Raw genomic sequence first — 24,941 nt, 5'->3', positions numbered from 1 at the left:
TTTATTATTTGAAAAACAGTTCATTAATATTGCTCAGCGCAAGGAATACCAATATCAGGAGGCCTATTGCACCAAAGATTTTAACGGATAAAGAGTTTACATGCTTACCCATAATTTTAGGATCATTTGATATCGCATACATCGCGATGCCGATAAAGGGAACCAGAAATATCGTCACACTTTGTGCAAAAACGATCAGTTCGAGGGGAAGTTTACCAAACTTTACAGCGATGGCTGCACCAAATATCATTACCAATGCAATAAAGACTTTAACCACTTTTGAATTCAGCTGACTGCCTTTTCCAAAGGCATCCCCCAGCAAGGCACCACCCACTGTAGCATTTCCTACCAGGGAAGAAAAGGAAGCGCCAAACAGGCCAATAAGGAAAAAAGTAGAGGCAGCACTCCCAAACAGGGGTTCTAAAGCTCTGGCCATGTCAGATGCATTGTTTACCTTAATTCCTTTTGTATTTAAAACTGCGGCAGCGCAAATCATGACTATAGCACTCATAATACCCAGAATAACTATTCCTGTAATGCTGTGCGACTTCTTCTCTTTAATCTCAGGATTCAATTTGATGCGCTCCTGAACCAGATAGGATTGATAAAATGCACCTACAATAGAAAAACAGGAAGCAAAAAAAGCAATAACCAATCCTATAGAGCCTTTAGGAACGGAAGTGACCAATCCTCCAGCAATCCCCTCCACACTGGGCTTTGCAAAAAACAAGGTGGTCACAAATGCGAAAAGCATTAATGCCACCAAAAATATCATCAACCTTTCCAACACCTTATAAAAGGCCCTAAAGAAAAGCAAACTAATCCCCACCAGGTTGAATACAACAATCCATAAAATATGTGAAGTACCAGTGGCCTCTCCAACAGCAATACCTACCCCTATAGAATTCCCGGCCTGAAAAGAGGTGGTTACAAAAAAAATACCCAATCCTACAGCAATAGCTGCAGTATTGCCCCATTTATGACGGATAGTAGTAAGTAAAGATTGACTGGTAGCCACTCCAATCCTTGCACCCATGATGGTGAAGATGGTCATAAAGAAAATGGCAGCAACCACAATCCATAATAGGCTATAGCCATAATCGGCCCCCAGCTTGGAGGTAATGGTCATTTTACTGGGGCCAAACACCAGGGCAGCAGTGATAATTCCCGGTCCCAATGATAGGAACCAATTTTTCATTTTAGCGATCATTATGTGGTTTATTTGGTTATGTTAACGTACCCGAATATATTGATTACAAAATTATAATCCAAATATTACGGATCAGTAAAGTTCATTTATGCTTAATTACTTATAAGTTTTCGGCTTCAAGTTGATGATGGCACTTGAGCATGCTAATAAACTGTGTCTTAAACACCAGACCTTTTGTTTTATAGTAGCTGATGATCTCGTTTCCGAGCTGGGTGTTTAAATGATTATAACGTACGGCCTTATTAAGCTGAATAAAGCCATAGCGATCGGTAAGTTCTGGTTTACTTATGCCATTTATTTTTGGTGGATGGATTGTACAATTGGTGAAGTTTGTTCCAAGTGAAGATGCTAAAGCAAAGAAAGTCGTTTTATCAGCTTTAACGGCAGGTCGGAAAGTACAATCTGCAAAGCTAAACCCACCAGGCATTAGACCTTGCTCATTACCTGTTACACTTGATAAACTGCAGCTTTGGAAATGCGCATTTACCACATTATTGCCCAGTCTTGCTACCACATTATGACAACCAATAAGCCTTATTTCCGGATAAAGTGCAAACTGGTCTTCATATTTATCATCCTTTAATTGGGCAATACTCAGGTGAACTGGCGCTACCTTAGCAGCGTCAACAGCTTCCAGATTTTCCAATTGTACCTGATCAAAAACGATACTTGAATTGGTCCTGAGATATGCCCCATCGTAGCCACCGGATTTAGCCAACTGGTAGTGCTGTGGATTACTGATTTCAATCAATCTTAGCCCTTTATCTCTCCCCTGCACCATCACGTTACGAAATTCAATATAGCTAGGGAAGAATAACCTGTGCCCACCTTTGGTTTTTGAAAATGCCGCAATCTTCATCAGCCAGCAAGCACTTTCCGAAGTAGAAACTGCAGAAAAATCAACAACCAGGTTTTCAACAATGATAGAACGCCCAAAGCCTAATGGATACTTGTACTCGAAATCCATAGGATTAAAATCCAGGAATGCTGTTTCAGCTGTAGTGGCTGGAATAAAGCGACAATTACGCAAGCGAATATTGCCATCCCATTTAGCCCCAAAATCTCTTCTGAAATTTATAAAACTCCTGCTGTAGCAAGAAGTATTTTCTATGATCAAATCTCCACCTCCTGTTACCGAAATCCCACGATAACCAATGTTAGAATCTTTAATAGAAAGGTTCCAGCAATGAAAATGAACATCAACTCGGTTCAGTCTGCAGTTTTCTATTTTAAAGTTTTTATTCAGATTGGTGCCAAACACACCCCAGTGAATGGGCCCACCTTCGGCAGTTACATTACGAAATAAGGCATTCAAGACCCTTGCAGCCCCTATCCCATAAGTACCCGCAGAAACATCCTTAGCGGTCCCTTCCCTATCTTGTTCATATGAAATAAGCCGGACGTTTTCGAGTTTTACATCATATACGCTGGTGAAGGAATAAAAGCCATTACGCGGGCTCATCGAAAGATCCGTTTTTCCCGGCTCTAAACCCACCCATTGATTTTGAATGATGGTTCGGCTACGGGTAATGCTAAATCCATTTCTCACGTATTTGGTACCCGGACTATCGCCTGACAAATAGAATGTCCCCCCGTTAACAGTTAAATAATTAGTATCAACCGGGTAAGCCATCAGACTCGTATACCCTTTAAATGGCCAGGCTATATCACCTATAATACTTCCATGCTCTTCTACATAAAAAAGCTCCTCACGGGCCCATGATTGCCCATCAAACTTTGCTCCCGAACGGAAACCAATCTGGTCATTTTTATCAGCAACAATCACCAAACAGTTTTTATAGGCTGCCAGTTCAGGCATCAACTTAACTCCCGGCTTAAGTTGCTTTAAAAAGCCGCTTTTTTCAACCTCATTAAGTGTTATTGGCTTAGGTGCCGAATCTGGTATAATTTTAAATCTTGCAATACCGGCAGAATTGGTCGTTTCATCAATATGAAAGATCGTATTTCCCCAATCAACATCGGTAAGAATCTCAATATTATTAGCTTTTTTAAGCCAATATTCTCCATGATAGTTATGCACTGGTACATTTATTCGATTGGCATAAACATGAGCTGCCTTAATTTGAATGCTATCGTCATTTTTCCCATCACCAACGGCGCCAAACATTTTATAATTGATGCTTTGCGTATTGATTAATACAGCAACCAGACCATTATTCAGTTTTGGACCAGCATCCGTGTTTTTACTATCTGGTTTTTCTATTCGATAATTTGCATTACCACCATCTCCTGTTTCGTAATAGCCATAGGTTTGTGCAATACTTCCTTCTTTAAGGGAACTGTCCTGAATCATTTCATTGACATCACTATAAGATTCATACCGCTCCTTCCTTCCGGTTTGCTCGTTTTTTGCTGAAGCCATCACAGTTCCGGAAGCAGCAGCAGAGATACCTGCTATTCCAAATACTGTTAATAATTTTCGTCTGCTTACCGGTTTATCTTCACCGAAAGTATTTTCCATATGGTCCTTATTTAATGAGTGAACTGATATCGGCCCAGCCTTTCCAACCTTTTGTTACTGCGCCATAATTTGGAAAGCTACCAACAACTACTCGTGAGGTAACATCCACATACTTGTTATTATCGATGGTAATTTGCGCTAAATTAATCTTAAAATTATTGATCAGGATATCCTTCTTTTGTTCATCAGTTCCTGCTGTTAAATTTTTTCCTTCAGCATCTGTTAGCAAGTAATGATAGCCGGCAGGATCAAAACCGTAATGATGAAAGGCAATAGCATTTTTAGTGTTTTTGAAACTATTTCCGGTAAAAACGTAATTGGTTGCAAAGGTTTCATCTCCGGGATCAACATTATTAAACAGGGGAACAGAGATAAATGGATAAACAGGGAAATCCTTATTTCTGACAAAGGTAGATCCTTTTACAATTCCAAAATCGCAATTAGCCCTAAAGCGCACATAGTCGCCGGTACAGTCTTCAAAATAACAATTAATAACATTGATGTTTGAAGAATGATAGGAATGGTACATAAAATGGGAATGACTATCGACCCCAACTCTCTTGAAAGTGCAGTTCTTATAAGTGATGTTACTTGTTCCTTTTTGATGAACGCCAGTCGTGCCGAATATTATACCGCGCATGTCTGTCCAGGTACAATCTTCGACATTGATATTTTTTGTACTCCCCTCTTTGGTTGAGGTAATGCGAAGAGCGTAGCCCAAACTTCCGCTCCCCGTGAATTTAAAATTTTTGATCAGGATATTTTGTGAGTTCTTTACATCTATCAGGACAGATTGTTTGGGATGGCCAATGGGCACTGTAAATAAAGTATTTTTCGCATCCCCTTCAAGCAACAAAAGGTTTTTAGCATTCCCCATTTTATCGAGGGTGAATGGTTTTTCTGTGTAAGCGCGCAGGTAATCTCCTGCAAGAAACTTTACCATTACCGGTTCTTTTTTTAGTGTATTTTGAACGTCTGACCAGAATTTCGAATCCAGGAAATCTGCAGCATGCGATGCCGACCTACCAGTACCATCACCGGATGATGTCGGCCCGGCATATCTTACAATCGTGGCTCCGGCATTAAAAAAACCTATGGTTAATGCCAGAAAAAGTATTATAGTCTTCATTTGTATCGTGCTTAGCATAATTATATTTTTATAACATTATTATTTTTGATTGACAACACCATTTTTCAGGAAATGATGTGCATGATCTTGCCCTCATTTTGTGTTAATCTGTAATTGTAATTTCCAGCTTCCTAACCACGTCTTCCTTCTGATATACATTTACATTTGTGGCAATGAAATACACCTGATAAACACCTTTCTTGCTGTAGTTATAGGTATACTTTTTTAACGGTGCATCCGCGGTTCCTTTAATTGATACTGGACGATCTGGCCCATTGTCAATTAAACCTGTATAAATGGGCTTACTGATAGCCCAATTCTCTGTTTGTGGATCATTCTCCAGCGTAAACTCATTTCCATTTAGCGTAACCCTTGATATAGATACACTTGATTTAGCCGGAGCCGTTTCAGCATTCTGGTCAACAATTCTGAAACCTGCATTATTCATATCAGTTAAAGTGAGTGTTCCTACACTAGTATTACTCGTAATGGAAAAACCTTGCACCAGCCAGGAACGCGCAGGGCCAGAGATCAATTGTGGCCTCGTAATGTACTTGTAAGCAATATATAATGGTTTTCCGGCAGCAATCAGATCGGCTATTGATTTAGTCCCGGAGGCGACAAAAGTAGCACTGGTTCCATATACAAATCTGCTGGAAATGTCTGTCCAGGTAGCCTGCTGCACACTGGAAAAACTGTTATAATCACCATTAAAATCTGTTGAAGCCATTACCGAAAGTTGATTACTTTGGCCACCGGTTAGTACGGGATTTGCACTGGTAAATCCCAGATCGAGCCCATTGGTTTCTACAATCCGCCCCTCCTTAAAATCATACTGATTAAACGTTTCTCCTGAAAAAAAAGTAACAAGATTAGCATTACCCTCAAATTCAAAATTCACGTCATCATTTACTTTATAGGTAAGTGAAGTTGTTTTAACTTTAAAGTCTTCAATACCTTTATCTATTTCAATTTCTTTACTACACGAACCTAACGCGATTAATGCAAGCAGTATACTATAATATTTGAGCTTCATTTGATTCCTTTTAATTTGATTACCAGTATGGATTTTGTTTCAGTGCATTATTTACAGCCAACTCTGAAGTAGGTATTGGCCATAGCAGATGCTTTTCTTTTACATTGTGATAGCGCTGAGCCCAGTAAGCCGTTGGCACCTGTTGTGTTACCTGATCACCGATCTTGTTCATGGTAAAGACAAAAATGCCCCATCGGATCAGATCGCCTTTGCGTAAAGTCTCAAAGCAAAGTTCCCTCGCACGCTCATCCTGAATAAACTGGCGGAAATCTTCCTGTGATGCCATATCTGCTGCAGGAACATTAGCATCTGTAAGCTTATGAACTGTAGCTGTGGCTGTAGCGCCCGTACCACCGCCGCCAGAAATGGTTATGGTGGCCGATGTATAATTACTACCCATTTGCGTGCCTGTAACTCCGTCAAAAACTAAAGGTATTGAAGTAACTTTCTTTGTCGAAGTGGAAATCACAGCTGTCGCCATTGCCCTTACACCACCTGCGGCCGGAACTGAAATGGTTACAGTTGGCGCTGAAGTATAATTAGCACCACCATTGGTAACTGTTATAGCCTTGATACCTGTAGACCATGCCCGCTGACGCACCTTATTTACCGCATCTACCGCTTCCGTACTTGGTGTAGCATTAATCTCATTGTCGGCTTCTGCAAACATCAGCAATACATCAGAATAGCGTAATAGTGGAAAGTTTATTGGGGTAACACTTCTTGACTTTGGTAAAACAAGCTCATATTCCCTCCTATATTTTCCAGAAGTCCTATTGTATAAAGTAGCTACACTAACAGTTGTTATGGCTGTTTTTGCACCGGTAGCTCCGGTAGCATTATAGGTAAAGCCGGCTATAGACCAGTCTCGTCTCAAATCACCTGCCTTATACAGCTGGTATAAACTTGCCGTAGCTCTTACACCGCCAAAGCCCTCGCCCGTATCCGTATTTGCTGAAGCCGGTCCATTCAGATAACCAACACCTCCCGCCTCTGTATACGACTCTCCATTATTCCCCCAGAATTCAACCTCCCATATACTTTCTTTAATGTCGTATTCGTCTCTGGCATACTTTATAAATATGCTTGAATAGCTTGGATTCAAATCGTGCGCAGCTTCTGTATCATCAATCACCTTTTTTGCCCATTCTCTCGCCTCAGCATACTTGGATATATCTTTTAGTGGATAACCAGCCATAAATAAACAAACACGAGCTAAAATTCCTCTTACAGCTGATTTGCTTACACGTCCGCTATAGCCTAATAAGTTGATTTTTGCGACCAATCCCTCCGCCTCCTTCATATCTTTCAGAATCTGATCATAAACCTCTTTATCGGTTGCACGTGGGATGTCAACATCATCAACATCCAATGTAGGTTTTAACACAAGAGGAACTCCACCAAAACTTTGCACCAACATAAAATAATAGTAACCCCTTAAGAATAAAGCCTCACCACGAATTTGAGATCTGATCCCGGCTTTAATCTCTGGGTTATTGTCGACATTAGCTAACAATGCATTCGCCCGGGTAATACCTGTATAAAGCGTAGTCCAATACATGTTGATATTTGCATGGCTTGCCGTAAAATTATATTCATGAGGTCCTATTGGAGTAGTCGACCGTGCATAATAGCCTTCATCGGCTTCCAAACCGAGTAAATAACACATACGGCTTCCATAAAGTCCGGTAGAACCCAAGGCATCATATACACCGGTTAGAGAAGCATTTAACTTTTCCTCAGTGTTGTAATAAGCTTCTGGAGGAAGAAAGTCCTGTGGTTTGGTATCCAACTTTTTGCAAGAAAGCGAAACTAACAAGCATAGGATAAGCAGACAACTATATTTCAATTTCATATTGCTAAATATTTCAAGTAAAACAATGATTAAAATGAGGCTTTAAGGGCAAAATTCAAGGTCCTTGCTTGTGGATAAGCCGAGTAATCAAAACCTGGAGTAAGTACTGAATTTAACACGGAGACCTCAGGATCCATTCCCGAATAATTGGTGAACGTATATAAATTCTGAGCGGAGACAACCAAACTCAAACTGCTCATATACATTTTCTTAATGTATCTGGAAGGAATTGAATACCCCAATGACACTGTTTTTAGACGGATATATGAGCCATCTTCAAGGACTCTGGTAGATTGCGCTCCAGCAGGTCCATGTCCACCTGGTTTATAATTTTCATTGGTTGGGTTTTCCGGCGACCACCTATTCACATAACTAGCATACTGATTGGTATTAGCCAAGCCAAGGTAATTCCCATCGAGCATCATCCTATTGGCATTGTAAATCTGATTCCCGTACGACCATTGTAAAAAGACACTGAGACTAATTCCTTTATAACTCAGATTGTTTAAAAAACCACCGGTATGAAGCGGTTGCCCACTACCAATAACGGTCATATCGTTATCGTCAACCACACCATCACCATTAATATCCCTGTATTTAATATGTCCGGGCTGTATAGGAACAGTCTGCCCATTACCTGGTACATTTTTCTTTAATACATAAACACCTGGTGAAGGATTCTCAAAATCTTCATATTGGTAAACCCCATCAAATATCCGCCCATAAAACAAGCCTGCCGGTTTACCTATTTCAGAAACATATAACTGTGGACTATCCTGTCCCACTCTTACCGTAGAGAACATACGTTCCTGATTCCTTGCCAATGCCAGTACTTTATTTTTATTGAAGGAGATATTGAAACCTGTTGACCAATTAAAAGTTTTGCTACTGATGTTTATAGTATTTAAACTATACTCCATGCCATCGTTTCTAATGCTACCAATATTCTTAAATGCCTTTGCATAACCACTTGCAGCTGGCATATCAGCATTTAGCAATAAATCTCTGGTCGTTTTTCTGTATACATCAACCGTAAATTCTAGTCTATTGTTAAATAAGCCCAGATCATATCCAATATTAGCTTGCTCTGTACTTTCCCATTTTAATTTGGGATTACCAAGTTTACTAAGTACAATACTCTGTGTTGGTGTTCCGTTATTAAAGGAATAAGAATTACCCATCGGTAGGGCTAGGTTTGAGAAATAATCAAAATCCCCAATCCTGTTGTTTCCTGTAACCCCGTAACTAATCCTCAACTTAGCGTTTGAAATCTTTGTCCAGGATTTCATAAAATACTCCTTTTGCATGTTCCAGGCAAAAGCTGCGGACGGAAAATATCCCCATCGATTTGCCATGTAAAACTTAGATGACCCATCTGCCCGATAGGTGGCTGTAAGTAAATATTTTGATTTATAATTATATTCTATCCTTCCATATAAAGACATCAGGGCGTTATCACTTGCATTGGCAACACCACCGAAGGGCTTACCTTCATCTAAACCTGGCATTCCAAGCTCTTCATTAGGGAGCCCCTGCGCAGAATAACCATACGAATTACTAGAGGAGCTTTGTATAGAGAAACCACCCATCACTGTTAATTTATGATCTTTATTAAATGTCTTATTATAGGTAAGGATATTCTCATTCGACCAAATCTCATTTTCCAGGTTTCTTACAGAACCATTTACCCCCAAACTATTAAAACGGTTTAATGGGCTTCCCTGTGGAGTTTTAGAATTAAAGAATCGATCTAACTTAGATTTCTTGCTATTTGTGGTCCCGGTAATTTTTAAGGATAATTCTTTTAGAATATCATACTGAAGGTAAGCATTGGCCGTAAAATCAGTAGTTCCAGTGCGTGTGTAATCATTTAAACTTGAAACTACAGGATTTATTCTAAGGTCTGAAACATTAGTATTATCCGGGTCATCGTCATAATCTATCAAATTAACATTGGTACCTGTAGTTGGCCTGTAAGCCCAGGTTCTATACATCATAAAGGCGGTAAAATTTGCATTCCCTCCTGCGGCAACCAATTGCCCATTTCTCATAATCTTACTGTAATTTGCAGTTACTCCTACTTTAATCTTTTTACTAATAGTCTGATCAATCGTAACCCGCCCCTGATACCGGTTAGATCCTGTATTTAGAATAATACCTTCCTGGTCAAAAATAGATCCGGATATAGAGTAACGCGTTTGTGAAGTGCCCCCCCTTAATGAAATATTATGAATTTGCATAGGAGCCTGACGAAGCACTTTATCCTGCCAATCTATACTTTCTGCAGTTCGGTAAAACTCAAGGTTCCTTCCATTCTGAAAATACGATGCAGCAGCATTCGTGGCGCTTATTTCCGTTTGCAACTTTACAAATTCATAAGCATTCATCATTTTTATTGTTTTCTGAGGTTGTTGAAATCCAAAGGAATTACTCAAGGCAACCACAGGTTTACCAATTTTACCTTTTTTTGTCTCTATAATAATTACCCCATTGGCTCCCCTGGAACCATAAATAGCCGTTGCAGAGGCATCTTTAAGAATATTAATTGACAAAATATCATCTGGATTCAATGCTGCATTGTCAGGTTCTTCAACGGGAAAACCATCAATAACATACAAAGGAGAATTACTCTGCGTTAAGGAATTCGCTCCTCTAATTACAATGTCCATTCCCACACCGGGTTGCCCATCGGAAGAAGAAACCTGTACGCCTGCAATTCTGCCGGCAAGCGCTTCGGCAAAGGATGCTACCGGAGCCTTGATCAGATCATCCATATTTACAATCCCTACTGAGCCTGTCAGATCACTTTTCTTTACAGCGCCATACCCGATTACAACCACTTCATTTAGGGCGTTGGGAACGCTTTTCAAAGCTACATTGAGCGTTGTTTTAGCCCCTACCATCAAGGTCCGTGTTTCATATCCTACGTAAGAGAATATAAGATAATCTTTATCATTCGCCCGGATTCCGTATTTACCATTCGCATCGGTAGTGATTACCGCATTTGTTCGCTTTAGCTTAATACTAACCGCAGGTATGGTCTCCCCTGTATTTGCATCTGTCACTGTTCCTACAACATTCTTCAGCTGCTGAGCGGTCAGCGGCGTGACAAAAACCATCATGAGAAACGAAACAAAAACACAGAGTTTTACGAGTTTAGTAGTTTTTCTGTCCATAGTTCATTTGGTTTGGTTACTGGTTTATTTGGTCGATTTGTAAATTCATAAGGTTTGATTTTACTTTAATGCTGCAGTTCCATTATATTTTAAAAAGTACTCAAAAAACAGAAATGCAACTTCATTTGATTCGGGATTAGGGGAGTGTAATTCGCGATTGGTCATCGCTACCCGGTTTTTAGCCCCAAGTAAGTTGTTTACTTTTATGGTATGATTAAGCGGGATCCATTGCGCTTTAGGATCCTCCGATCCACCTGATACCAGGAATGGTCTTGGTGCCATCAACGCATGTAATTCGTGCAGGTTGTATCCCTCAGCGACTAATTTAGGATAAAGCCCCTTCACTGGGTTATCTTGAGTGATCAACCCTCTTTTGCGCCAGGGTTTAGGCTGATACCCCAGGTACCAGGGCTCCCAGTAATTAACCGATTCGCGCGATTCATTAAATACTATGCCGGGATCAGACCATACAGCACAAGCAAACTTATCAAATAAGCAGGAAGCAAACATAGCCCATTTACCACCAAACGAATGTCCCATGATACCTATTCTTGAAGCATCTACCTCTGGCACTGCAGAAAGCACATACCAGGCATTTGCGGCGGCATAGCCAAGTGCAGACAAAGGTTGAATTCTTGTTTGCTCTATATTAGGATAATAAATAGAAAAAGTTTTATCCAAAGAAGCCTGCTTAGTCCCGATGGATAAAGTAATGAATCCACGGTTGGTAAGCTGATATGCAAAGTCACGCTCCAATTTCCCCTTGGTTATGGCTGTTTCCGGCTCATAAAAGACTGTAATGACAGCAGGCATCTTACCCTTTCCATCAGGCACGGAAAGATAACCTTCAGTTACTTCATTGGGTGTCCATTTAAACCTGACCCTATATTGTGTGAAGCCGTCCTTCCTAATGGTATCAAGGAATTCCATTTTTTGATCTTTAAGAAAAGGAGGCCAAGTCCCCATCATTCCATTCCATCGATCAGCAATCTCTTTCCTTCTTTTAGCCCAATCGGCCTTCGACTTTACCTCTTTACCACTATAAAATTTTAAAGGCGATTTGAAGTCACCATATTTATCCTTGTGTTCTGCCGGAGGAGCAAAATAAGGAGAAATTTTTGTCCAGATAGCCTTACGTGGATTCGATTCGGATTGGCCCGACACAATGTTTGAAATAAGCAGAAAGCACATCATGATGTGCATAACACATTTTAATCTCATTTTAATCTTCAACTGTAACTTCAAGTTCCCTGATAATGGTTTTGTTATCGTAGACATTAATATTGGAGCCAATAAAATAAACCTTAAATACGCCTTTGGTTTTATATACATAATTGAACGTCTTTAACTGCCTGTCAGAGTTCCCTTTTATTGGTATTGGACGATCTGGTCCTTTATCTATTTTTTCAGCATAAATAGCCTTACTTACTGCCCAATTTTCTGTTTGGGGATCATTCTCAGCGGTAAATTCATTCCCCAACATGGTAATTGTTGTAGTATTTACTGATGATGCCGCAGGAGCAGTTTCTGGATTTTGATCAACAATCACAAAACCCGAATTAAACATATCAGCAACCGGAACATTTCCCTGGTTTGTTGTGCTATTTAGTGCAAAAGCGCGGATCAACCAAGGTCTTGCCACTCCGGCAGTGGCCTGTGGTTTTGTCAGATATTTATAAGCGATGTATAATGGTTTTCCAGGAACAATAAGGTCATAAATATTTTTTTCTGTCGAATTAACAAATGTGGCATTTGTCCCCAGAGTAAACCTACTGGTTATGTTTTGCCAGTTGGCCGACTGAATATTTGCGAAGCTGGAATAATTACCGTTGAAATCAGTAGATGCCATAATTGAAAGTTGATTAACCTGTGTTCCACCTGTCGATATTGCACTGGTAAATGACATTCTAAGATCCTCAGTTGTGAGTATTCTTTCCTTTCTGAAATTGTAATCACTCCCAACCTCACCAGAAAAGAATGATACGATTCCGGCATTCCCTTCGAATAGAAACACTGCCTCTTCATTAACCTTGATTATTGCCTTTTGAAGCTTAACCGTAAAATCCGGAGTGCCTCCTTCTAGTTCAATCTTTTTGTTACATGATGTAATTAACACTACACCAAGCACTAATATATATATGAGTTTCATATCTAATTTATCTTTAAAAACTACCATTTTGGATTCTGTATCAATGCTTTGTTCAGGGTCATTTCTCTTAATGGAATGGGCCATACTTTATTTTTCTCTGAAACATTTCTGTATCCCTTAGCATAATAGGCTCCCGGAACATCCTTTTCAGCTGTATTACCCAGCTGTTGCATTCTCGAAACAAAAATGTCCCAACGGATTAAATCTGCCCTTCTTAAAGTTTCGAAAGCCAATTCACGGGATCTTTCATCATAAATAAGCTGACGAAAGTCTTCAGGTGATGAGGTCTCCTGAGCTGACAATTTGGAATCATCTTGAGTATATATTGTGGCCGTTGCTGTTGCATTTGTAGTTGCTCCGCCACCGCTAAATGTAATAATAGGCACCGAAGTGTAGATTCCTGTTTGAGTTCCGCTGGTTAACGGATTAAATGGAAAAGTAAGCGCTGTTACTTTACCTCCTGAAATTGTGGCAGTGGCTGCGGCGCCTCCTCCTCCACTAAAAGTAACTGTTGGGGCAGTGGTATATCCTGCGCCTCCATTTGTAATGGTTACCGCTTTTATGCCCTTAGACCAGGCCCTGGATCTTACTCTATTTACAGCATCAATTGCATCCGGAGTAGGACCAGAAATTTCGTTAATCGCTTCAGCATACATTAACAATACATCTGAAAACCGGAGCAGCGGACAATTTATAGGGGTAGCACTAGCTGTTTTAGGCGTTACAACTTCAAATTCCCGTCTATATTTCCCAACAGATCTAGCATACAAAGCAGATCGGGATACAGCTGTGACCATTGTCCTGGCACCGTTTACACCTGTATTAGCATAATTAAAGTTAGCTATCGACCAATCTCTTCTCATATCTCCGGCTTTGTATAGCAGATATAAATCAGCCGTAGCTCTTATACCACCAAAACCTGCGCCCGTCAAGGCATTTGAATTCTGAGGGCCATTCACATATCCAATACCACCGGTTTCGGTATACGCATCGGTCCTGTTACCCCAATACTCCACTTCGAAAATACTTTCTTTAATATCATATGCGTCTGCGGCATAATTAATAAACACCTTTGCATATGATTCATTTAGATCGTGACCTGCATCGGTATCATCTATTACCTTTTTTGCCCAATCCCTGGCTTCAGCATATTTTGAAACATCCTTTAGCGGAAAGCCTGCCATATACAGATAAACACGCGCCAGCATACCACGTACTGCAGACTTATTAACCCTTCCACCATAGTTCAAAGACTTGATAGAAGGCACAACAGGCTCTGCCTCAATCATATCTTTTACAATTTGATCGTAAACCTCCTTTACTGAAGACCTGGCTATTTCTGTATCCTTAACAGATGATAATGGAGTCAAAACAATAGGTACACCACCAAAATTCTGAACCAATAAGAAATAATAGTAAGCCCTTAAAAATTTAGCTTCGCCAGCTATTTGGGCACGAACTGAAGCACTGATTTCTTTATTGTTGTCGACATTTGCCAATATAACATTGGCACGGCCAATTCCCGTATATAAATTGCTCCAAAAAGAATTAATATCTGCATGTCCCGAGGTGAAATCATAAACCTGAGGGCCCGATATAGGTGAAGTTCGGGCGAAGTACCCTTCATCCCCTTCAAATCCCAATCTATAATGAACAAGGGTAGAATATGCATTTCCCAATACATCATAAACACCAGTTAAAGCCATCCCCAATTGTTGTTCATTCACATAATAAGTTTTGGGAGAAAGAAAATCTGCAGGTGTAGTATCCAAAAATTTCTTACACGATGATATGCTCAATAATGCAAAAGCAAATAAAAGACTATATATATATTTCATATCTATGAGTATTACAATTATTAAAAAGTAGCATTTAAACCAAAGACGATTGTTTTGGCTCTTGGGTATCCCGAAAAATCAAATCCAGGAGTTTGTACATTGTTACGCACCGATACTTCAGGATCCATTCCAGAGTACTTTGTGAAGGTTAATAGATTCTGGGCCGAAACATTAAAACGCAGCCTTGTTAAATAAAACATTTTCAAAAACTTAGGAGGGATATTATAAGCTAAAGAAAAAGTTTTCAGTCTTAAATAGGATCCATCTTCAACCACTCGAGATGAATGCAATCCGATTGGTCCCTGTCCATTAGCTCTAAAATTTTCATTTGTTTGATTTTCCGGACTCCAACGATTTACATAACTGGCAAATTGATTTAGATCTGTCCGTACATTACCATTCCCTTCAAACATCAATCTATTGGCATTGTATATTTGATTTCCATAAGACCATTGAAAAAACAAGTTCAGGTCAAAATTCATATAGGAAAAATTATTAGAAAAACCTCCGGTATGTATCGGTTGTCCACGGCCAATAACTGCCATATCATAGCCATCGATGCCTCCATCGCCGTTCAAATCCTTATATTTAATATCACCTGGTTGGATCACATTTGCCAGGTTTCCATTCGTAGAAACATTGCTTTTAAGCACATACCTACCCGGTGCCGGATTTTCAAAATCTGAATACTGATAAATGCCATCAAAGAGGTATCCATACATCATGCCCGCAGGTTGTCCAATTCTGGCGATGTATAGCGGCGCACTATTGTACTGACTTTCAAAGGTTGCGACTGCCGGCAAATAATCCTGATTCTCAACCAATTCTAAAATTTTATTCTGATTAAAACTTATGTTAAAATTACTGGTCCAGGAAAAAGACTTATTCTTAATATTAATTGTGTTTAAGCCAAATTCAATACCCTGATTCTGTATTTTACCTATATTTTTCGGAGCTTTGATAAATCCACTCGTAGCGGGTAGATCTGCCAGTAATAGTAGATCGCTTGTGATTTTTTTATACAGATCAACAGTAAATTCAATCCTATTTTTAAATAAGCCTAAATCATATCCAACGTTTAACTGCTTTGTAGTTTCCCACTTCAAGTCCAAATTTCCGGGGGTACTTAAAATAACAGCTTGGGATGGTTGTCCATTATTAAAGGAATAAGAGCTACCCAAGGGGAATGCTAGTCGTGAAAAATAATCAAAATCTCCTACCCTGTTATTCCCACTACTTCCATAACTTAATCTAAGTTTAGAATTAGAAACTACTGTAAGTTCCTTCATGAAATTTTCCAGATGCATATTCCAGGCAAAAGAAGCCGAAGGAAAATATCCCCATTTATGCCCGGCAGCAAATTTACTGGAAGCATCAGCCCTCAAAGTACCTTCTACCAAATACTTTGATTTATAACCATAAGACACCCTTCCAAAGGCAGATACCATGGTGTTATTACTTTCTGAAGCGACTCCTAAATAAGGGATTCCTTCGTCCAGGCCAGAAAGACCAAGCTGCTCATTGGGAAGTCCTTGTGCATAATAGCCATAAGCAGACGAATTTGTACCCTGGAAAGAAAGACCCGCTAATGCTGTTAATTTATGAATCTTATTAAAGGTCTTGTTGTAAGTAAGGGTATTGTCGTTAGACCATGTATCGCCTTCCGTAAACAACACGGAGCCATTAATTCCTTTAGTATTTAAAATATTTAACGGACTGCCTTGTGGTGTTTTAGAATTATAAAAAATATCCCTTCTTCTCTGTTTGCTCGAAACAGAGCCCATAGCTCTCAATGTTAGATTACTGGTTATCGCATAATCGATATAGCCATTTGCCAATAAATCGGCGGTTTTACTTTTCGTGTAATCATTATTACTGGTAATTATTGGGTTTAACCTGATGTCGAACTGGTTTACATTATCCGCGTCCGATTCCTCCTCAACAAGATCAACGTCAACATTCCCGCTAACAGGTCTATATCCCCATACTCTTGTTAACAAATAAGAGGTAAATGAAGTTCCATTCCCATCAGCTACCTGCTGTCCAAACGTTGTAATTTTACTGTAATTTGCAATTACGCCAGCTTTAAATTTTTTGCTGATGATTTGATCAACTGCAACACGTCCCTGATAACGGTTGTAATCCGTATTGATAATTATTCCTTTCTGATCATAAATAGAGCCTGACAAAGCATATTTCGTAGCTGTATTGCCCCCACGTAAAGCTATGTTATTGATCATCGTAGGTGACTTACGAAATATCAATCCCTGCCAATCTATAGCCTCTCTGTCTTTGTAGGATTCAATTGTTCGGCCACCTGTAAGATATCTGGCAGTAGCAGTAACAGGATTAAATTCATATTGATACTTAACAAACTCATAAGGGCTCATTAACTCCATTTGTTTACTTACTTCCTGAAATCCGACTGAACTATTTAAAGAAACTATAGGCTTCCCTACTTTCCCCTTCTTGGTTTCTATAAGTATAACACCATTTGCAGCTCTTGAACCATAAATTGCAGTAGCAGATGCATCTTTTAAAATGTTAATGGTTTCAATATCATCAGGATTTAGGGCGGCAGCATCCGCATCTTCAATCGGAAAACCATCGATAACATACAATGGAGTATTACTTTGGGTAAGGGAATTTGCCCCCCTGATAACAATATCCATTCCGGAACCAGGTTGACCATCTGCCGATGATACCTGCACACCAGCAACACGACCGGCGAGTGCTTCAGCAAAAGATGAAACTGGAGCTTTTGCAATATCCTGCATATTAACCTGTCCTACAGATCCAACCAATTCTGATTTCTTTACGCTACCATAACCTATTACTACCAACTCATTTAAAGAATTGATTGTTGGTTTAAGTGCAACATTTAATATTGTTTTTTCTCCAACGGTCAATGTTTTCACCTCGTATCCCAGATAGGAAAATGTTAGTACATCAGCATTGCTCACCTTAAGCCCATACTTGCCATTAGCACCAGTTGCAACAACCGCATTTGTTCGCTTTACTTTAATAGTTACAGCTGGTATGGGCTCTCCAGTAGCTGCATCCGTAACTGTACCAATCAAGTTTTTAAGTTGCTGAGCCTTTGAGCTTACAGGCAGCATCAAACATAGTGCTAGCAATAAAAACAATGTAATCGGCCTTACATGTTTAGTAGAAGTTCTGTCCATAGTTCATTTGGTTTGGTTATTGGTTTGGTTATTGATTTATTTGGTCAATTTATAAATTCGTCAACAATGTGTACGTACCCGAGAATTGTAATTATTGTATTTATGGAGTTGTAAAAACAACCAGTTTCATTAAAAAGTCTGCTGCTACTTCTTTGCCGCCCTTACCTTAGATACTTCAGCTTCACTCACAGTACTCGCTTTATTTCCAAATTGAGTACGTATGTAGCTGGCTACAAGTGAAATATCTTTATTACTCAGAAAATTGAAAGCCGGCATTTCCTGATTGTATTTCTGTCCCTTAACAGTTATTGGGCCCGATAGGCCTTTCAACATAATGTGTATCAATGTATTTTTATCCCCCAAAACCTGTGAAGTACCTTTCAAAGGTGGAAATATACCTGCTATCCCCTTTCCATCACTTTTATGGCAGGATGTGCAATAATTGTTATAAATCACTGCGCCTGGTAATAAAACCGGCTTTACCGTTTTCTTCTGTGTTACGATAGTCGAACCAGCTTTGGCCGGAAATATTTTAATAATCCGATCATCCTCTTTTTTAGGATAGCCTTCCCCTGGATTCCAGTCGCGGTTACTCGTCGAAACATATACATCTCCAGCCGGAGAAACACATACCCCACGTAAACGGCCAAACTCGTGATCCAGATATGTCTTTTCCGAAAGCACTTCATTTCCAGCCTCATTAAGTTTCAGCACCCTTAAACTCTGCGTTTTAAGCGTAACCAACAATAAGCTATTTCTCCAGCCGGGTATAGTGGATGAATTGTAATAAGCGATCCCTGCAGGAGCAATAACAGGAGTCCAGGATTTTACAGGCACCGTGACTTCAGTTGTTTTACAGAAAGCCTGTTCTTTCTCAGTATCACAAAAGCCCTCTACAAATGGCCAGCCGTAATTAGCCCCCTTTTTAATCACATTAAGTTCATCCTCTACGGCATCACCATGTTCGCTACTAAAGAGTATTCCTTTCCTCCCAAAGGCCAGGCCTTGCGCATTGCGATGGCCCAGTGACCAAACCGGACTCCCCGGAAAAGGATTATCAGCTGGGATAGTACCATCAATATTAATACGAAGTATTTTACCATTTATTGAACCGCTGTTTTGCGCATTGGCACCTTTTACGGCATCTCCGGTAGACATCATTACCTTCCCATCGGGAGCTATAGTAACACGTGAACCATTATGACCAGTAGCACCAGGAATATCATTTAATAAAATTACAGGATTGATCAACGTATCCGCTGTATAAGTATATCTAACCAGCTTGGATAAAATAGAAGTACCATTTTTATACGTATAATCCAAAAAGACATAAGGTTTCTTCGGATCAGGATGAACCGCCATACCTAATAGGCCCAATGAACGATACCTATATACTTCAGGAATATGGAGTAGAATTTTCCTTTCACCAGTTTCGGGATTAACCTTACTTAAACTCCCCCCCTGCTCAGTAAACCAAATCCAGTTGTCGGGGCCCCAGGTAATTTCCCAGGCTACATTTAAATTAGAAATTACAGTTTTCGTTGCTAACCTAACCGAATCATCAGAAGACACACTTTTATCCACCCCACTAACATAACCAGTAAGTGCAACACCTGTAATCAATACCAGAAATAGTAGTATTCCTTTCATGTAATGGAATTATGTGTACGTACCCGAAGATAGTAACCGTAATCCTATTAACCAAATTTTAAATCATATTTTTTGTTTCCAGAAAAGAATGATTAGAAAAACAACCGATAAAAACCACACTACAAATCAGCGATTTAAGCATGCGGATCAAAGAATCTCCACAAAAGTGTTTTATTTTTTTAGAAAATCAGAACCGAAGATTTTATCCCATAACGCAGACGTTACTCCGTAGCCTTTGGTAGAATCGTCGTAATGATGTAACATATGATGTTGTTTAATTCTTTTCCATACCCCATTTTTAAACTGAGCATGGTGCAACATATAATGAGTCATATCGTAAAACAGGTAGCCTAGTATAAAACCGGCAAAGAAACCATCCAACAAATTCACAGGTAGCATCCACATGAAAAGGAAGTAAAATGCTGCAGCCAGAGGTATACTTGCAGAAGGCGGCATTACCAACCTTTGTGCATCATTTGGATAATCGTGGTGTACCCCATGAAAAATAAAATGAACGCGCTTACCCCATTCAGAAGAAGGATAAAAGTGAAATACAAAACGATGTAACACATACTCTGTAAATGTCCAGATCAGTAAACCTAGAAAAAGATGTGCTAAAAATATCAAAAAACCATTAGTTCGAATTGACGCCCAGAAAAAATAACAAATAACTGGTATATAAACTATTAAAGGTACATAATAAGGTACTTTAGACAATGATTCGAACAATGGGTTCTTAAACATTCTTATCGATTCCTGGGAATTGGATACAAAATTCTTTTTCATCTTAACTAATTCTGCTGCCTATAATAAGGAACCGCTAAATTACGGGTTTTCTTTTATTCTAAAAATCGCATTTATTAAAATTCAGTCATAATTGTAATATACAAATTCAGCAAAGCATTTCTTAATCTATGGTAAGATTTATAAAACATTCAAACCTTAATTTTGTGTTGTAATTAAAAAATAAACACGATGAAAAACGAGATATTAGGAATACACCATATTACAGCTATTGCGGGTAATGCCAAAAGGAATTATGATTTTTATACCGGTATTCTGGGTTTAAGACTGATAAAAAAAACCGTAAATTTTGATGATCCACATACCTATCACTTTTATTATGGGGATGAAAAAGGAACACCTGGGAGCATCTTAACATTTTTCCCATGGGAAGGTATTCAGGCAGGTCGAAGAGGCACCAAACAGGTTACAGAAATAGGCTATAGCGTTCCGGCTGGAAGTCTAGCATTTTGGCAAAACCGTTTTGAAGAACACAACATTATATATAACAAACCTGCAACTAAATTTGGCGAACGTTACCTTACATTTCTTGACCCAGATGGATTGAAATTTGAATTAACAGAGGCTAAAGTAAAAGACACCAGACCGCAATGGGAAACAAAAGAAGTGGATAAAACCCATGCTATCCATGGCTTCCATCATATTACCATTACCACAAACAAAATGGAAGCTACTGCGGCAGTTTTAACCCATATATTTGGTTATAAATTAGCAGAAACAGAAGTAAACCGTTCACGTTTTATTACGGATGCTGTGGAACATGCTGCTATTGTTGATTTGGTTGAAGCCCCGGGAGAAGCTATCGGCCATGTAGCCGGAGGTTCCGTACACCATGTTGCCTTCAGGGTAAAAGACGAAGCCACATTGATGTACTTCAGAGATAAAATTGTAGAACTGGGTTTGAACATTACTGAGAAGATAGACCGCAATTACTTTTATTCCTTGTATTTCCGAGAACCAGGAGGCGTACTTTTTGAATTGGCAACCGATAATCCGGGTTTTACAATTGATGAACCTATTGAAGAACTTGGTCAAAATTTAAAATTACCTGCACAATACGAAAGTATCAGAGAAGAAATAGAAGGTGTTTTACCAAAATTAGCGTAACATGTACACACATCAAAAAGATATCATTACAGCGGGGGTTCCGGTAGCGGAAGCAAAAAGAGCCATTATTTTCATTCACGGAAGGGGAGCGTCTGCGGCAGACATCCTCTCCCTGAATAACCATTTAAAAATAGAAGAAGCTGCCCTTTTTGCCCCGCAGGCTACCAGCCACAGTTGGTATCCGTATAGTTTTATGGCACCTGTAAAAGATAACCAGCCCGCATTGGATTCGGCACTATCCCTTATCAGAGGGCTGGTCTCTGATATTGAAAAAGCTGGTATCCCTCAGGAACAAATCTACTTTATAGGTTTTTCTCAGGGTGCTTGCTTAACGCTGGAATACATCACCAGGCACGCCGCCAGATATGGCGGAGCCGTAGCATTTACAGGTGGCTTAATCGGGAAAGAGATCAATATGCAAAATTATAAAGGCAACTTTAAGCAAATGCCTGTACTCATCACTACTGGCGATCCTGATCCCCATGTACCGGTTTCAAGAGTTGAAGTCAGCGAGGGAATTATGAAAAAAATGAATGCTAATGTTACCGTAAAGATTTATTCAGGAAGACCTCATACAATAACTAAAATGGAAATAGAACTGGCTAAAAAGTTGGTGTTAAATTTCTAGTCCTCCAACAAATCTTTAAACCCTCTTCCTCATTAATTTCGACAATTTGGATAAAGGGTTTCAACTGATATCAACGGTAAATATCCCGCATTTTGAAATTAAACTGCGTCATGATCTGACGGGTGAGTTCCCTATACAGTTCATTATAATCCGGACTGTTATTAAAAGAACCATTAACAATGGCCCAATCCCGATCACTCAATGCCCTTGAATCACCAAAATACTTACCGGTAAGCTTTTCCCAGGTATATTGCGCCGGAATGCGCTCTGAAGCAATTGTTTTTCTGGTGACAGCATCGGTAATGCGGTAATCCATTACAGCTCTTGAATTCACTACTCTTCTTGTAGCCCTTATAGTAGCCGTAACAGTAATAGTGCTGCTACTCCCGGCCACCTTATCACTCTTTACAGTAATTTTTTTCGATACATTATAAGTATAATTATTGGTGGCCAGATTACTAAACCATATATCATACATAGAAAGTTCCATATACTGATCAATTCGCCTGTTTCCAGCAGATCTGTCATTAAGCCCATAAAACTCATAATAGTTGGAATTACCGATATTATTAAGATTCCAAAGGATGTCTTGTTCAAAGAAACTGCCATTGATATTATAATAGCCAAAACGCTGGTCAAATTTACTCACCAGGACATTGGTAATTGCAGCATCATAAGCCTCCTGTTTTTTTTCAATCACATCTTTATAACCCGGCATATAATTGTCGGCCCGCTTCAGATTATCATAAGCCTTTCGTGCACTCACCCGGTCATTACGCTGTAAAAGCAGCAATCCCCTATTATAGTGTGCCTCTGCAGCATTCAAAGCCGCCTGATTCAATTCAACAGTATAATTTCTTGGACTGAAGGCGCTGATTTTAAGTCCGGAATTTTCAATAGCATCGTACATTTTTTGCAGCGACAAATAGCCATTGTATATCCCTGCCAATTGCTCGGATTTTCTGCCTTTACCGCTCTTGGCCACCAGGATATCCTGCTCATACTTAGCAGTAGCCTCTTTGTAAGCATCTGGAAGGATTTTTAAAGCCTCAGCATCTGTCGGCTTCTTTTTAAGGTCGCCAATGGCAGCATAAAAAGCTTTGTCATACTCTCCTTTCTCAAATAATTTCTTCGTAGAGACACAAGAAAAAAGAAAAAGTACAATCAGAGATAGTTTCGAGAGACTTTTCATAAAATAGATGTTAGGTTATAGTTAAAGATAAAAACTTTAAACTACTTCAGCAAGCTGATATCCGTAAATCCCACTCCAAATTTCGATGGATAACGGATGTGATAATCCACCTCATCAACGGCCGCTAGTCCCGTCGCTAAAGTCGTAATACACCAGGTAGAAATGATCTGAATTTGCGAGTTTCGTAAATGCAACAGGTGTATGAAAAGTCATATCAGCCAATACCATTGAAAAATCTGGCATCACCTCCAGAAAAAAGGATCCACTCTTCCCAAGGTTTTCAGGTAAAACCAAATGCTTTCCCTCTATCAGCTCCCCCCCCCATCTCATCGGCCAAATGCTTGCTGCCAACCTGCACATATTTCATAATGATACTTGATACCCATCACCATAACTAGAGATAACTGATGTGCTCTTTAGGAGCCACACCGTAAGCATTTTTAAAAAGTTCAGAAAAATGCGAGGCACTGGCGAAACTGTATTGCGCGGCAACCTCTCTAATGGACTGTGCCCCATCTTCCAACACTTGTTCTCCAACTTTTAACACTGAACCTCAAAACTAAAAAATATTACTGAACTTAAGATTTCGTGTATCTACACCCATTCGTTCCTAAAATACCCAATTTTACTTAAAACAAAACCTCTATTTTTGTTTTAGATACCCGAATATTGATCTTAATTTTGTTATTTTGAAGGATATTAAAGAACAGGCCATTTTTTATTAAAAAACAAACATGCCAGTTACCAAAAAAAACGAGAAAGACCCTAACATTTTAACTATTGATATTGGTGGTACCAACATAAAAGCCGGTGTACTAAATTCAAAAGGTGACCTGCTTTCCGAGTTCAAGAAAATACCTACTCCAAAAAATGCGACGCCCAAAGATGTATTAAAATGCATTAAAGAACTTGTTGATAGTCTTGAAGATAATTTCGAAAAGATTTCAATTGGATTTCCGGGCTATGTAAAATCCGGCAGAGTGCAAACAGCGGTTAACCTGGCCAAAAACAAATGGGTTGATTTTGACCTTGCACAACAGGTAAGTGATATTTTTGGTAAACCTGTTCGCCTGATCAATGATGCCGACCAGCAAGCCCTCGGAGTTGTAGCAGGAAAAGGCTTTGAAATTGTGTTCACCTTAGGAACCGGCTTCGGAACGGCATTGGTATTTGATGGCGATCTTCTTCCACATCTGGAACTGGCCCACTTACCCATCACCAAAACCAAAGACTACGACAATTATATCGGCACCAAAGCTTTCGAAAAAATCGGTAAAGAGAAATGGAACGAACGCTTACAGCAAATTATCGAAATCTATAAAACTGTATTCAATTACGATACCCTCTATATAGGTGGTGGCAACTCCAAACACATTTCATTTCAACTCGACCATAACATTAAACTGGTCTCCAATAAAGATGGAATTAAAGGCGGTGCAAAACTATGGGATCTGGAAGAAAAATATCATGTGTTTACCATCCATCCCAATAAAAAATAGA

General features: G+C 39.4%; 18 protein-coding genes. 3 read left to right on the top strand and 15 right to left on the bottom strand.

The window, feature by feature from the left end:
• Positions 1-4 precede the first annotated feature (4 nt).
• The 12 genes from B9A18_RS21850 to B9A18_RS21795 all read right to left on the bottom strand — a co-directional run bounded on the left by B9A18_RS21850 (position 5) and on the right by B9A18_RS21795 (position 20,496).
• Positions 5-1,198: an Nramp family divalent metal transporter gene (locus tag B9A18_RS21850; protein WP_235005407.1), complete on the bottom strand. Its 1,194-nt coding sequence runs from the start codon at positions 1,196-1,198 to the stop codon at positions 5-7.
• 112 nt (positions 1,199-1,310) lie between these two features.
• The gene (locus B9A18_RS21845) at positions 1,311-3,692 is read right to left on the bottom strand and encodes a hypothetical protein (protein WP_084291681.1); all 2,382 of its coding nucleotides are present in this window, start codon (positions 3,690-3,692) and stop codon (positions 1,311-1,313) included.
• 7 nt (positions 3,693-3,699) lie between these two features.
• A complete protein-coding gene (locus B9A18_RS21840) occupies positions 3,700-4,821 on the bottom strand; it encodes a right-handed parallel beta-helix repeat-containing protein (RefSeq protein WP_084291680.1) in 1,122 nt (373 codons plus the stop codon).
• A 103-nt stretch (positions 4,822-4,924) separates the two neighbouring features.
• On the bottom strand, positions 4,925-5,857 hold the full coding sequence (locus tag B9A18_RS21835; protein ID WP_084291679.1) for a DUF5017 domain-containing protein: 933 nt from the start codon (positions 5,855-5,857) through the stop codon (positions 4,925-4,927).
• 19 nt (positions 5,858-5,876) lie between these two features.
• Entirely contained in the window at positions 5,877-7,712 is a 1,836-nt protein-coding gene (locus tag B9A18_RS21830) for a RagB/SusD family nutrient uptake outer membrane protein (RefSeq protein ID WP_084291678.1), read from the bottom strand.
• Between the two features lie 29 nt (positions 7,713-7,741).
• A complete protein-coding gene (locus B9A18_RS21825; RefSeq protein ID WP_235005406.1) occupies positions 7,742-10,888 on the bottom strand; it encodes a SusC/RagA family TonB-linked outer membrane protein in 3,147 nt (1,048 codons plus the stop codon).
• A gap of 60 nt (positions 10,889-10,948) precedes the next feature.
• On the bottom strand, positions 10,949-12,109 hold the full coding sequence (locus tag B9A18_RS21820; RefSeq protein WP_144009581.1) for an acyl-CoA thioester hydrolase/BAAT C-terminal domain-containing protein: 1,161 nt from the start codon (positions 12,107-12,109) through the stop codon (positions 10,949-10,951).
• 1 nt (position 12,110) lies between these two features.
• Complete coding sequence (locus tag B9A18_RS21815; protein WP_159452721.1) at positions 12,111-13,037, bottom strand: DUF5017 domain-containing protein; 927 nt, start codon at positions 13,035-13,037, stop codon at positions 12,111-12,113.
• Positions 13,038-13,057: 20 nt separating this feature from the next.
• Positions 13,058-14,875 (bottom strand): RagB/SusD family nutrient uptake outer membrane protein, encoded by a 1,818-nt coding sequence (locus tag B9A18_RS21810; protein WP_084291677.1) that lies wholly within the window; start codon positions 14,873-14,875, stop codon positions 13,058-13,060.
• A gap of 20 nt (positions 14,876-14,895) precedes the next feature.
• Positions 14,896-18,060: a SusC/RagA family TonB-linked outer membrane protein gene (locus B9A18_RS21805; protein WP_144009580.1), complete on the bottom strand. Its 3,165-nt coding sequence runs from the start codon at positions 18,058-18,060 to the stop codon at positions 14,896-14,898.
• Between the two features lie 144 nt (positions 18,061-18,204).
• Complete coding sequence (locus tag B9A18_RS21800) at positions 18,205-19,710, bottom strand: PQQ-dependent sugar dehydrogenase (RefSeq protein ID WP_084291675.1); 1,506 nt, start codon at positions 19,708-19,710, stop codon at positions 18,205-18,207.
• Positions 19,711-19,881: 171 nt separating this feature from the next.
• A complete protein-coding gene (locus B9A18_RS21795; RefSeq protein WP_084291674.1) occupies positions 19,882-20,496 on the bottom strand; it encodes a sterol desaturase family protein in 615 nt (204 codons plus the stop codon).
• Positions 20,497-20,685: 189 nt separating this feature from the next.
• Between B9A18_RS21795 and B9A18_RS21790 the strand changes: the two genes are divergently transcribed.
• Together B9A18_RS21790 and B9A18_RS21785 are read left to right on the top strand one after the other, a co-directional pair.
• Entirely contained in the window at positions 20,686-21,621 is a 936-nt protein-coding gene (locus B9A18_RS21790) for a ring-cleaving dioxygenase (protein ID WP_084291673.1), read from the top strand.
• Between the two features lies 1 nt (position 21,622).
• Positions 21,623-22,249, top strand: coding sequence for an alpha/beta hydrolase (locus B9A18_RS21785; RefSeq protein WP_084291672.1), 627 nt, complete (start codon positions 21,623-21,625; stop codon positions 22,247-22,249).
• Positions 22,250-22,319: 70 nt separating this feature from the next.
• Here B9A18_RS21785 and B9A18_RS21780 read toward each other — a convergent pair whose 3' ends face one another.
• The 3 genes from B9A18_RS21780 to B9A18_RS21770 form a co-directional block, all read right to left on the bottom strand.
• Positions 22,320-23,441 (bottom strand): hypothetical protein, encoded by a 1,122-nt coding sequence (locus B9A18_RS21780; RefSeq protein ID WP_084291671.1) that lies wholly within the window; start codon positions 23,439-23,441, stop codon positions 22,320-22,322.
• A gap of 114 nt (positions 23,442-23,555) precedes the next feature.
• Positions 23,556-23,792 carry a hypothetical protein gene (locus B9A18_RS21775; protein ID WP_144009579.1) on the bottom strand — a complete coding sequence of 79 codons (237 nt, stop codon included), beginning with the start codon at positions 23,790-23,792 and terminating at the stop codon, positions 23,556-23,558.
• 43 nt (positions 23,793-23,835) lie between these two features.
• The gene (locus tag B9A18_RS21770; protein WP_084291669.1) at positions 23,836-23,988 is read right to left on the bottom strand and encodes an AraC family transcriptional regulator; all 153 of its coding nucleotides are present in this window, start codon (positions 23,986-23,988) and stop codon (positions 23,836-23,838) included.
• A gap of 187 nt (positions 23,989-24,175) precedes the next feature.
• On the opposite strand from B9A18_RS21770, the gene B9A18_RS21765 reads away from it, so the two are divergent.
• The gene (locus B9A18_RS21765) at positions 24,176-24,940 is read left to right on the top strand and encodes an ROK family protein (RefSeq protein ID WP_084291668.1); all 765 of its coding nucleotides are present in this window, start codon (positions 24,176-24,178) and stop codon (positions 24,938-24,940) included.
• Position 24,941 lies beyond the last annotated feature (1 nt).

This window comes from Pedobacter nyackensis (assembly GCF_900176505.1).
Lineage (GTDB): Bacteria > Bacteroidota > Bacteroidia > Sphingobacteriales > Sphingobacteriaceae > Pedobacter > Pedobacter nyackensis.
The sequence above is the reverse complement of the archived record's forward strand: the minus strand, read 5'-3'. Positions and strand labels throughout refer to the sequence as shown.